This is a genomic window from Bacillus tuaregi (genome assembly GCF_900104575.1).
Taxonomy (GTDB): Bacteria; Bacillota; Bacilli; order Bacillales; family Cytobacillaceae; genus Bacillus_BD; species Bacillus_BD tuaregi.
Genome location: NZ_LT629731.1, coordinates 264,853 through 276,957 on the forward strand (window position 1 = coordinate 264,853; position 12,105 = coordinate 276,957).

At 43.2% G+C, this 12,105-nt stretch carries 12 protein-coding genes; 11 read left to right on the plus strand and 1 reads right to left on the minus strand.

All coding sequences use genetic code 11. The features are described 5' to 3' along the window. Positions 1 to 47: 47 nt before the first annotated feature. Positions 48 to 590 carry a DUF2529 domain-containing protein gene (locus BQ5321_RS03620; protein WP_234978349.1) on the minus strand — a complete coding sequence of 181 codons (543 nt, stop codon included), beginning with the start codon at positions 588 to 590 and terminating at the stop codon, positions 48 to 50. A gap of 360 nt (positions 591 to 950) precedes the next feature. Here BQ5321_RS03620 and BQ5321_RS03625 point away from each other — a divergent pair, with 360 nt between their 5' ends. From BQ5321_RS03625 to BQ5321_RS03680, 11 genes are all read left to right on the plus strand, one after another. Continuing rightward, the gene (locus BQ5321_RS03625; RefSeq protein WP_071393264.1) at positions 951 to 1,313 is read left to right on the plus strand and encodes a response regulator; all 363 of its coding nucleotides are present in this window, start codon (positions 951 to 953) and stop codon (positions 1,311 to 1,313) included. A 277-nt stretch (positions 1,314 to 1,590) separates the two neighbouring features. Next, complete coding sequence (locus BQ5321_RS03630; RefSeq protein WP_071393265.1) at positions 1,591 to 2,448, plus strand: class II fructose-bisphosphate aldolase; 858 nt, start codon at positions 1,591 to 1,593, stop codon at positions 2,446 to 2,448. Positions 2,449 to 2,602: 154 nt separating this feature from the next. Then, the gene (gene fsa, locus BQ5321_RS03635; RefSeq protein WP_071393266.1) at positions 2,603 to 3,244 is read left to right on the plus strand and encodes a fructose-6-phosphate aldolase; all 642 of its coding nucleotides are present in this window, start codon (positions 2,603 to 2,605) and stop codon (positions 3,242 to 3,244) included. A 378-nt stretch (positions 3,245 to 3,622) separates the two neighbouring features. Beyond that, positions 3,623 to 4,909: a UDP-N-acetylglucosamine 1-carboxyvinyltransferase gene (locus BQ5321_RS03645; RefSeq protein WP_071393268.1), complete on the plus strand. Its 1,287-nt coding sequence runs from the start codon at positions 3,623 to 3,625 to the stop codon at positions 4,907 to 4,909. Between the two features lie 164 nt (positions 4,910 to 5,073). Next, the gene (glpX, locus tag BQ5321_RS03650) at positions 5,074 to 6,036 is read left to right on the plus strand and encodes a class II fructose-bisphosphatase (protein WP_071393269.1); all 963 of its coding nucleotides are present in this window, start codon (positions 5,074 to 5,076) and stop codon (positions 6,034 to 6,036) included. 445 nt (positions 6,037 to 6,481) lie between these two features. Continuing rightward, positions 6,482 to 7,747, plus strand: a complete 1,266-nt coding sequence (gene rho, locus BQ5321_RS03655; RefSeq protein WP_071396760.1) for a transcription termination factor Rho — start codon at positions 6,482 to 6,484, stop codon at positions 7,745 to 7,747. A 214-nt stretch (positions 7,748 to 7,961) separates the two neighbouring features. After that, positions 7,962 to 8,162 carry a 50S ribosomal protein L31 gene (gene rpmE / locus BQ5321_RS03660; RefSeq protein ID WP_071393270.1) on the plus strand — a complete coding sequence of 67 codons (201 nt, stop codon included), beginning with the start codon at positions 7,962 to 7,964 and terminating at the stop codon, positions 8,160 to 8,162. Positions 8,163 to 8,464: 302 nt separating this feature from the next. Beyond that, positions 8,465 to 9,535, plus strand: coding sequence for a peptide chain release factor 1 (prfA, locus tag BQ5321_RS03665; RefSeq protein WP_071393271.1), 1,071 nt, complete (start codon positions 8,465 to 8,467; stop codon positions 9,533 to 9,535). Positions 9,536 to 9,538: 3 nt separating this feature from the next. Beyond that, positions 9,539 to 10,432 (plus strand): peptide chain release factor N(5)-glutamine methyltransferase, encoded by an 894-nt coding sequence (gene prmC / locus BQ5321_RS03670; protein ID WP_071393272.1) that lies wholly within the window; start codon positions 9,539 to 9,541, stop codon positions 10,430 to 10,432. A gap of 132 nt (positions 10,433 to 10,564) precedes the next feature. After that, complete coding sequence (gene spoIIR / locus BQ5321_RS03675) at positions 10,565 to 11,458, plus strand: stage II sporulation protein R (RefSeq protein ID WP_071393273.1); 894 nt, start codon at positions 10,565 to 10,567, stop codon at positions 11,456 to 11,458. 149 nt (positions 11,459 to 11,607) lie between these two features. Beyond that, complete coding sequence (locus BQ5321_RS03680; protein WP_071393274.1) at positions 11,608 to 12,051, plus strand: GNAT family N-acetyltransferase; 444 nt, start codon at positions 11,608 to 11,610, stop codon at positions 12,049 to 12,051. Positions 12,052 to 12,105 lie beyond the last annotated feature (54 nt).

Here is a 12,105-nt window from a genome sequence, read left to right on the forward strand (position 1 = left end):
ACAAACAAGGCTTTTTCTTTTTCCTGCTAAACTTTACTAACTTCTGATTAATAATCCGCCAAAATCTCATCAATGGTAAATTTCAACCCATAATAGGCATACAAGGCAGACATCGAGAAGGGGTATCCGCTCCGTCCACCGTCATCGTTTGGTACTAGGCCCTTATGTAGCGACAAATCGATTGAGACATCCGCCATATCGGTAAACGATGGATCATCTGATTCCTGATGTGTGGACAAGGCTACGAACGGGGTACCTTGGTCGGACAGCCTTTTCGCCACTTCGAGGGCTTCCCTGTCTGTGGAATAGCGCGTCACGAGTAGGACTCTATCGACAGAGCTTATTTGATCGATATCATCTAACGTCATCACGGCACCATGGGTAAGCGGCTCGGCGCCGCTAGTAGCCTCACTCGTGATAGCAGACATTTCCGCACTGCCATAGACATAAATCTTTCCGTCAGCAATAACGGCCTGGGCAAGCAACCGTGCGCCGTCCTCTATATTCTCGATTTGCTCCTCGCGAATCTTAGTAAATAATCCGTTTAACTGGGTAGCAAAAATTTTTAACAATCCAAATCTCCTCCACATTACTTTTGTAAAAAAGAACAGCTAAGATCTTTTAGTAATACACAAACCATGTATATACTAACACACATAAATGATAAACCAAAAGGAAGCTCTATACTAGTACACGTCATTGATAAACAGGAATGCGTGTAAGTGCTAATACAGCAGTTATATTTCAGAAAATTACAAACCTAAATGTATATTTATGGAAACGACCCTATAGACGGTAAATTGTGTTATAGAATAGTTCTTTCCAAGGAAGGATTTTCAAATGCTGAAATAGAATGTAATATGAATATAAGAGTAAATATGTTCAAAATAGTGAAATCCGTAAAATGAATCAATATAGTAGAATTACAATGCAGAGGAAGAGGTGTCACAATGGAAAAGAAAATACTAATTGTAGATGATCAGTTCGGGATTCGTATATTGCTAAATGAAGTACTGCAAAAGGAGGGCTATGATACATACCAGGCTGCGAATGGTTTGCAGGCAATCGAAATTGTGAAAGAAAATGTCCCGGACTTGGTTCTTTTGGATATGAAAATTCCTGGCATGGATGGAATTGAGATTCTGAAGAGAATGAAGGAAATGATTCCTGATATTAAGGTGGTCCTCATGACTGCCTACGGAGAGCTCGATATGATCCAGGAAGCAATGGATTTGGGTGCGATTACCCATTTTGCCAAGCCGTTCGATATTGAAGATATCCGTGTTGCCGTGGCAAAATATTTAGCTGAGTAAAACAGTATAAAAGTCGAAAAATAGACACTTTTAGCCTATTGTATTCCTTATCCACTTGGAAGCGGTTACCCTTTTTGTAGCTTAAAATTCATTTGTAAAACTTATCTGGAACATTAGCATTTCTATCATTATTTTGATATGATACAAATTGGAATTTGCAATGAATGTTTATTCCTTCGTTCTGTATAAAGTCATTTACATACTTTCAGCTTTAAAAGGAAAACTGTAAACATAAGTATTATATGGAATGAACATTTAAGAAAAGGGAGGAACACATATGCCTTTAGTATCTATGACTGAAATGCTAAATAAAGCAAAATCAGAGGGCTATGCCGTAGGCCAATTTAACATTAATAACCTTGAGTACACTCAAGCAATTCTTCAAGCTGCAGAAGAGGAAAAATCACCAGTTATTCTTGGTGTTTCTGAAGGTGCTGCTCGTTACATGAGTGGATTCAAAACGATTGTAAAAATGGTTGAAGGGTTATTAGAGGATCTAAAAATCACTGTTCCAGTTGCGATTCATTTAGATCATGGATCCAGCTTTGATAAATGTAAAGAGGCAATTGATGCCGGCTTTACTTCTGTTATGATAGATGCATCACACCACCCATTTGAAGAAAACATTGAAACCACAACAAAAGTGGTTGAATATGCTCATTCAAAAGGAGTTTCAGTTGAAGCTGAGCTTGGTACAGTGGGTGGACAGGAAGATGACGTAGTAGCTGAAGGCGTAATCTATGCTGATCCAAAAGAGTGTGAGGAGCTTGTAAAGCGTACAGGTATTGACTGCCTGGCACCAGCGCTTGGTTCTGTACACGGACCTTACAAAGGTGAACCAAACCTAGGCTTTAAAGAAATGGAAGAGGTTCGCGATGCTACAGGTGTACCGCTTGTTCTTCACGGCGGAACTGGAATCCCAACAAAGGATATCCAACAGGCCATTTCATTAGGTACAGCAAAAATCAACGTAAATACAGAAAACCAAATTGCGTCCACAAAGCGTGTTCGTGAAGTATTAGAAAATGACAAAGAAGTGTATGATCCACGTAAATACTTAGGACCTGCACGTGAAGTTATCAAAGAAACAGTTATCGGCAAGATCCGTGAATTCGGTTCTTCAGGCAAAGCCTAAGCTGAGACCTTTGACAAGAGAAAACCGCCTTCTTAAAGGCGGTTTTCAATGCATTATTACATAAAAAGGAAACCCTTGCTTTTTCGGCAAAAGAATGTGAATAATAAAAATTAGCTATACTTAGCGATTTTTTTAATATGAAAGGGGTATACCAATGAAGTTTTTTATCGATACTGCAAATATGGACGAAATCAAAGAGGCGCATGAACTAGGGATCATCTCTGGTGTAACAACGAATCCTTCCCTTGTGGCAAAAGAGAAAAATATTTCTTTTCATGACCGCCTGCGTGAAATTGCAACACTTGTTCCAGGTTCAGTAAGTGGAGAAGTAATCGCGCTTGATGCTGAAGGTATGATTAGAGAAGGAAAAGAATTGGCTGCCATCGCACCAAATATTACAGTGAAAATTCCTATGACTCCAGATGGAATGAAGGCTGTTTCAGCACTGTCAAAGGAAGGCATCAAAACAAATGTAACGCTTATTTTCAGTGCCAACCAAGCATTGATGGCTGCTAGAGCAGGTGCTACATATGTTTCACCATTCGTTGGCAGACTGGATGATATCGGTTATAACGGGCAGGATTTAATTTCAACTATCGCTGAAATCTTTGCGATTCACGGTCTTGAAACTGAAATTATCGCTGCTTCCATCAGACATCCTCAGCACGTAACGGATGCTGCCTTAAGAGGTGCCCATATCGCAACCATTCCATTCAAGGTCATTAAGCAATTATTTAATCATCCTTTAACAGACAAAGGAATTGAAGCTTTCTTGGCTGATTGGAAAACACGTTAACTTCATTCTTAATAATGTAAAGCGGAAGCGCCTCGCAAAAGAGCGCTTCCCTATAAATAGCACTTCAACCTTCGTCTTCACGGCGCTAACCTCCTAATCTTTTCAGCCAAAACGAAATAATGACCGAAATGTAGTCAGCCTTTCCCCCTGTAAAACCTTGCGAATTACTTTTCCGATATAGCTTTTTCAGAAAAATTTTATTAAAATAGGGAAAAATTTTTCCAATTTGATAGAAGTCGCTTCTTTTTTGTGTAAAATAAAGGATGAATGTAAAAAACAAGTAATGACCAATCTAGCCTTCGAAAGAGACAAGCATGATTCTCTGAAATGAGGAAGAATAAATATAAGTTCACAACATGACTTTGAAGGGAGTTAAAAATGGAAAAATTAATGATTGCAGGCGGCTATCCGTTAAAAGGGACAGTTCGGATTAGCGGGGCCAAAAATAGTGCGGTCGCGTTAATACCGGCTACTATTCTTGCTGATTCACCTGTAACGATTGAAGGGCTGCCAGATATTTCTGATGTCCAGATTCTTAAAGGTTTGCTAGAGGAAATTGGCGGAAAAGTGGATTTTACCGACAATGATATGACGGTTGACCCTTCAAAAATGATTTCCATGCCCCTGCCGAACGGAAAAGTCAAAATGCTGCGCGCATCCTATTATTTGATGGGGGCGATGCTTGGTCGCTTCAAGAAAGCCGTGATTGGTTTGCCTGGCGGCTGTCATCTTGGACCGCGTCCCATTGACCAGCATATTAAAGGCTTTGAAGCGCTTGGTGCCTCTGTCAGCAATGAACAGGGTGCGATTTATCTGCGTGCAGATGAACTAAGGGGTGCCCGGATTTACTTAGACGTCGTCAGTGTTGGCGCGACAATCAACATCATGCTGGCGGCTGTTCGTGCCAAAGGCAGAACAATTATTGAAAATGCAGCCAAGGAGCCGGAAATCATCGATGTAGCGACCCTGCTCACAAACATGGGAGCGAAGATTAAAGGGGCGGGTACGGATGTGATTCGAATTGAAGGGGTAGACAATCTGCATGGCTGCCGTCACACGATTATTCCGGACCGGATTGAAGCAGGTACATATATTATTCTCGGTGCAGCTGCTGGTGAAGGGGTGCTGGTTGACAATGTGATTCCGCACCATTTGGAGTCCTTGCTTGCGAAGCTGCGGGAAATGGATGTTCATATTGAAGTCGGGGACGACCAGGTATTTGTTCGTTCCGTTCCAAATATGAAGGCAGTCGACATTAAAACGCTTGTGTACCCAGGCTTTCCAACCGACCTGCAGCAGCCGCTTACCGCTCTTTTAACAAGAGCAGAGGGGACAAGCATTGTCACCGATACGATTTACGGTGCGCGCTTTAAGCATATTGATGAGCTAAGAAGAATGAATGCAACGATTAAAGTAGAAGGACGCTCGGCCGTTATTAATGGACCGATTCAGCTTGAGGGGGCAAAGGTAAAAGCGAGTGACCTGCGCGCAGGTGCGGCGCTAGTGATTGCCGGCCTGATGGCTGAAGGCGTGACAGAAGTAACAGGGCTTGAGCATATTGATCGTGGATATAGTCATATGGTTGAAAAATTGAACGGTCTTGGCGCCACAGTTTGGCGTGAGAACTTGTCCAAGGATGAAATCGAGCAGACGAAAAATGCTTAGGAGCTGGTGGACGGAATACGCATCGTTTACTCGCGACGCCAGTACTTGATAGTATTAGTATGACGGAGCAGGAGAACCTAAATGCGGAAATCGCATTTTTGGGCTTTCAAGTAAAAAGACAGCTAGGATTTGCATACCAGAGGGAAAACTAGGGGGGAACGAAAGTGGAAAGAAGTTTAACAATGGAGTTGGTTCGTGTAACAGAAGGAGCTGCACAGTCATCTGCACGTTGGATGGGCCGCGGTAAAAAGGATGAAGCAGATGGAGCAGCCACAACCGCAATGCGCGACATTTTTAATACCGTCGATATGAAGGGTACAGTCGTGATCGGTGAAGGGGAAATGGATGAAGCACCAATGCTTTATATCGGGGAAAAGCTTGGCACTGGAGTTGGACCTGAGGTGGATGTAGCCGTTGACCCAGTTGAAGGGACAGAAATCCTGGCAAACGGAGGCTGGAATGCACTAGCTGTTCTGGCTATTGCGGATAAAGGCAACCTACTTCATGCCCCTGATATGTATATGGACAAAATTGCTGTTGGTCCTGAATGCGTTGGCTGTATTGATATCAATGCACCGGTTATTGATAACCTTAAAGCAGTGGCAAAAGCGAAAAACAAAAATATTGAAGATGTTGTAGCAACCATTTTAAATCGTGACCGTCATGCCCATATCATTCAGCAAATCAGAGAAGCAGGCGCACGGATTAAGCTAATTGATAATGGTGATGTTGCAGGAGCGATTAACACCGCGTTTGATTTTACCGGCGTAGACATTTTATTTGGTGCCGGTGGCGCTCCTGAGGGTGTCCTAGCGGCGGTTGCGCTAAAATGTCTCGGCGGCGAGCTGCAGGGAAAATTACTGCCAGAGGATGATGCACAATTACAACGCTGCCTAAGCATGGGGGTTGACCCAAGCAAGGTCCTTCTTATGGATGACTTAGTCAAGGGTGACGACGCTATTTTCGCGGCAACAGGTATTACAGATGGAGAATTACTGCGTGGAGTTCAGTTCAAGGGCTCACATGCCACTACCCATTCTGTTGTTATGCGTGCCAAATCAGGTACAGTTCGTTTCATTGAGGGAACACACAGCCTGAAGAAAAAGCCTAACCTAGTCATTAGATAATGATGGAGAAGGATGAAGCGGAAAGCGAAGTGTCTGAAACTTAAAAGCAGCAAAGCTAGCGCAGAATCAAATCATAGTAACGCCCTCCCTCCCACAGGTGAGGGCAAACAGCCTTCCATGTATAGAAAATAATCTATACTTTCCTTTCAGTTAGGGAAAGCAGCAGCTATTAATCAGCTTCTTTTGTAGCTGCTGCACTTTCATATAGATAAAAAAACCTTTCATTCCCAAAATTTTTTTAAAATAATATTGTTAAGTTTCACAGGAGAAGGTAAAATTAACATTATTTTTGTCTTCAAATATTCAAAACTCACGTACAAGACATTCTTCAAAAAGCAAGAACCTCAAGTGTTATTAAAATCTTTCCATTTGCCTTTCATACAATACTGCCTGAATGTTCTGCTCGTGGAGGGAATGATTGAAAATTCAAAAGAGTGGTGGAATCATGGGATTAAATATATCAAGTTTAGAGAATATGAAGTTAAAGGAGCTTTATGAATTAGCTCGCGAATATAAGGTGTCCTACTACAGCAAACTGACTAAAAAGGAATTAATTTTCGCCATATTGAAAGCACGTGCTGAGCAGGAAGGGTACTTTTTCATGGAAGGTGTCCTTGAAATCATCCAATCAGAGGGCTTTGGGTTTTTAAGACCGATCAATTACTCTCCAAGCTCAGAGGATATTTACATTTCGGCCTCACAAATTCGTCGATTTGATTTAAGAAACGGGGATAAGGTTTCAGGTAAGGTACGTCCACCGAAGGAAAATGAACGTTATTTCGGCTTACTGCAGGTTGAAGCCGTTAATGGCGATGATCCGGAAACCTCGAAGGAACGGGTACATTTCCCTGGGTTGACCCCGTTATATCCAGATAGACAAATGAAGCTTGAAACGACAAATAAAAATATTTCAACGCGCATCATGGATGTTGTGGCACCGGTTGGCTTTGGTCAGCGTGGTTTAATCGTGGCTCCGCCAAAGGCCGGAAAAACGATGCTGATTAAGGAAATCGCTAACAGTGTGACAACCAATCATCCGGAGGCAGAGCTGATTGTGCTCTTGATCGATGAGCGTCCGGAAGAGGTAACAGACATTGAACGCTCAGTTGTCGGTGATGTTGTCAGCTCAACCTTTGACGAGGTACCGGAAAACCATATTAAAGTCGCGGAGCTCGTGCTAGAGCGTGCGATGCGCTTGGTTGAGCACAAGCGCGATGTTGTCATTTTAATGGATAGTATTACGAGATTGGCTCGTGCCTATAACCTTGTGATTCCGCCAAGCGGCCGTACACTTTCAGGTGGGATTGACCCGGCAGCGTTCCACCGTCCAAAGCGCTTCTTCGGAGCGGCTCGAAACATTGAAGAAGGCGGAAGCTTAACGATTCTAGCAACGGCGTTGGTTGATACAGGCTCCCGTATGGACGATGTGATTTATGAGGAATTTAAAGGAACCGGTAATATGGAGCTTCACCTTGACCGCTCATTGGCAGAAAGAAGAATCTTCCCGGCCATCGACATTCGTCGCTCAGGTACACGGAAGGAAGAGCTTCTCATTCCAAAAGACCGTCTCGACCTACTATGGGCTATCCGCAAATCGATGTCAGACTCACCAGACTTTGCCGAGAAATTCCTCCGCAAGCTAAAGCAAACAAGATCAAACGAAGACTTCTTTGCCGCGTTGAGTGATGAGATGAAGGCGAAGAGATCGTAAAAGGGATAGGATTATTCCATTTTGCGGAAAGCGTAGTGCCTGGAACGGAAATCAACAACGTTGTTAAAAAATAGGAATAAAACAGAAGTTGCATTTCAAAATAGTCCTTGCTATAATATGAAGAGTGTTTTTCAGTAAAAACTAGCGTACTATCGTCACGCTGTAACATATAACTCTGTTTCGAAAGATTCAGGGCGGAAGGAGCTGAAAAGGAATGAAAGCAGGAATTCATCCTAACTACAAAAAAGCAACAGTGAAATGTGCTTGTGGTAACGAATTTGAAACTGGCTCAGTAAAGGAATCAATCCGTGTTGAGACATGTTCAGAATGTCATCCATTCTACACAGGACGTCAAAAATTCGCTGAAGCCGGCGGTCGTGTTGATCGTTTCAACAAAAAATACGGTCTTAAGTAATATTGAACGAAAAAACAGGCAAGTTTCAGTCTTGCCTGTTTTTTGATGTTCAAAGACAATTGGAAGCAGAAGAAGCGTCCCCGTGCAGCAGGTAGCAGAGGAACGGTTCTCCTGCTTCCAAATTTAATGGGTTTTGACGAAGAGTATTGCCTATACTATAATTAGAATGTTATGGGTTTAAAAGAGCATTGTAGGGAGTAAGTTTTGCAGAATGAAATGATTCTGTTCACTATAAGTCTTGCTTCTGAATTGAATATAAATTTACATTATCATTTTTATTTTACTAATTGAGGTGAATGACCGTGTTTGATCGTCTTCAAGCCGTAGAGGATCGCTATGAAAGGCTAAATGAGCTGTTAAGCGACCCGGCGATTGTCAGTGATACAAATAAGCTGCGTGACTACTCAAAAGAGCAGTCCGATATCCAGGAAACTGTCATGGCTTATCGTGAATATAAGGAAGTAAAAGAGCAAATCAGTGATGCAAAGGAAATGCTTGAGGAAAAGCTTGACTCAGATATGCGGGAAATGGTGAAGGAAGAGCTTTCTGAGCTAGAGGACCGCATGGAAGAGCTGGAAGCAAGACTAAGAATTCTCTTGATTCCTAAGGACCCTAATGATGATAAAAACGTTATTATGGAAATCCGCGGCGCTGCCGGTGGTGACGAAGCAGCCCTTTTTGCTGGTGACCTATACCGTATGTACAGCAAGTTTGCGGAAGCGCAAGGCTGGAAAACAGATGTTATCGAAGCCAGCACAACAGGTGTCGGCGGCTATAAAGAGATTATCTTTATGATTAATGGTAAAGGCGCGTATTCCAAGTTGAAATATGAAAATGGTGCCCATCGTGTGCAGCGTGTCCCTGAAACAGAATCAGGCGGTCGTATCCATACATCCACGTCAACCGTCGCGGTTCTTCCGGAAACAGAGGAAGTCGAAGTGGAGCTACATGATAAGGATATCCGCGTCGACACATTTGCATCGAGTGGACCTGGTGGACAAAGTGTTAACACGACGATGTCAGCCGTTCGTTTAACCCATATTCCAACAAATACAGTTGTATCCTGTCAGGATGAAAAATCACAAATTAAGAACAAAGAAAAGGCGATGAAGGTTCTTCGTGCCCGTGTATATGATAAGTTCCAGCGTGAAGCGCAGGCGGAATATGACCAGCAGCGTAAATCGGCTGTCGGGACAGGTGACCGTTCCGAGCGGATTCGCACATATAACTTCCCGCAAAACCGCGTGACAGACCACCGTATCGGTCTCACAATCCAAAAGCTTGATCAAATCCTACAGGGAAAACTAGATGACATCATCGATGCTCTGATTATGGAAGAACAATCAAGCAAGCTGGAAAGCGCAGAGGATTAAGATATGACGAAAGTGTATGAAGCTCTTAAATGGGCTTCTCTTTTTTTAAAAGAAAAGAATCGGGACGAAAATGCTGGTGAACTATTGCTGCGTTATTTCTTAGATACGAATCGAACAACGCTTTTGGCCAATTTGCGTGAGGAGCTTGATGCGGAAGTGGAAAAACGATTCCGCGGCGCGGTAGAGCTTCATGGTGAGGGGACGCCGGTTCAGTATATCATCGGTCATGAGGAGTTTTATGGACGCAGCTTTCGGGTGAATGAGTGTGTATTGATCCCAAGACCTGAGACTGAGGAGCTTGTGCTTGGGGCCTTGGAGCGGATTTCCCGCTTGTTTGGCGACGGGCAGCCTGTGGAGACTGTTGATATTGGAACAGGCAGCGGGGCAATTGCGGTTTCGCTCAAATTAGAAAAGCCGGAGCTCACGGTTACAGCGAGTGATATTTCTGACACTGCATTGGCTGTGGCCCGTGGAAATGCAGAGAGATTAGGAGCAGAGGTTGAGTTTGTACAAGGTGACTTGCTGCAGCCGTTTATTGTGAGTGGCCGCAGGTTTGATGTGGTCATCTCTAATCCTCCCTATATTCCAGTCGGCGATAGTGTAGACATGTCAGAGGTTGTAACAGAGCACGAGCCCTATAGTGCGCTGTTTGCCGGTGAGGATGGACTGGACTTGTACCGGAGATTTGCCGAGGAGCTGCCGTCTGTGCTAAAAGAAAAAGCACTCGTCGGCTTTGAAGTCGGCGCCGGTCAAAGCGGGGCTGTCATGGAATTGCTACGTCAAGCATTTCCTACCGCACATATCGAAACCGTCTATGACATAAATGGAAAAGACAGAATGGTCTTCATGGAAACCGATGCGGTGCCAGGCACCGTAAAAAGGCAAAATCATGAATAGTGTCCATGTGCGGTGCCTGACACCAATAGGACATCATTAGTCAGCTAATCTATTAAAAAATATTTACCTTTTTGCTAGTTTAAAATTCCGGCATCGTGTCCACAATGGGTTAGTGAAGGGACGGTGCCAAACATGAAACGAAAAAATCTAGCAATCATTTATCTATTTATCCTATCAATTGGTACAATTTTAAGCCTATATATACCGAAAAATGAAGTAACGGCAAACGATGCTTTAGTCATACCTAATGATGCGATTCGTCTACGCATTTTGGCTAACAGCGACAGCAGTAAGGATCAGGAAATCAAGCGAATGGTCCGCGATGAGGTCAATGAGGAAATTACCAAATGGGTCGCAGAGCTTACCTCCAAGGAGGCGGCAAGAGAAGTGATTAAGGCTGGGATTCCGGAAATTCAGCAAATGGCTGAAGCGGTAATGGCTAAAGAAAAGGTAAACCAAACCGTTAAGGTTGAATTCGGGGTCGTCGAATTCCCAACGAAGCTTTATGGACAATTTTTATATCCAGCCGGTCAATATGAGGCGATTTTGATTACCCTTGGGGAGGGAACAGGCGCCAACTGGTGGTGCGTATTATTCCCGCCGCTATGCTTTTTAGATTTTTCAAACGGCGTCGCTGTAAGCGAAGGATTTGATGAGGAAGAGGAAAAAATAGCCGATAACGAGGATAATACGCAGGATGAAAAGAATACTAAAAATCAAGACAAGAAAAAGACAGCAGTAGAAGCTGAGGAACAAAAGGACAGCGTGGAGCAGACAGAAGCAGTCGAAGCAGTAGTTGAAGTGATGGAAGAAGTCGTTACGGATTCAAAAGAAGTTGCTCCAGCCGAAGACAGTCAAAAGGAAGCAGCCGCTGAAGTAGAAGAAGAAGAAGTCAATCCGGAACAGCCAGCTGTGGATAAAGAAAACAAGCAATCACAATCAGCTCCTGTATTCACAGGTGAGGATGAGCAGCCTGTTGAAGTGAAATTTTTTGTCAAAGAAATCTGGGACAAGCTATTTGGTTAAGCAAGGGAAGAAGAGATTCTTTCCCTTTTTCAATGGATAAGTAAACGGATTTCTATGCTAATCATACCAGCTTATTTCAAAATACTGGTTCTACTTTCTCTATTGTTTCATATTAATAGTTTATCGAGATGAAACGAGGAGGGAGTTCTATGAGCGCTGTGATTCGGTGTGCACTTACGAATGATGTGGATAACCTGGTGACTTTTCTAGAGAAGGCCGGACTGAGTGCGGAGGGAGTGTCAGGGACGATTGATTCCTTCCTAATCATGGAGGATGAAGTGGGGGACATCCAGGCGACTATTGGAATTGAGCAGTTTGGCGAGGTCGGTTTATTGCGTTCGCTCGTAATGACGTCGCAAACGATGAAAAATGATGTCTATATTCTATTTGAACAGATTTTTCTGCTGGCGACGGAAAAGGGAATGACAGAAATATTTATGGCCACTAATAAAATCGGTGCCGTTAAGCTGGTGGAGCTACTCGGTTTTCAACAGATTAAGAAATCAGAGCTGCCACCTGCGTTATCCCAAGCAGGTCATGTTCAGCATATTCTTACTGTGGATAACTCGGTTTTTCTGAAAATTGCCCTGTAAAACCTGCTAATATCCACAAAATTATCCACAAAATGAATGTTTTTATCCACAAAT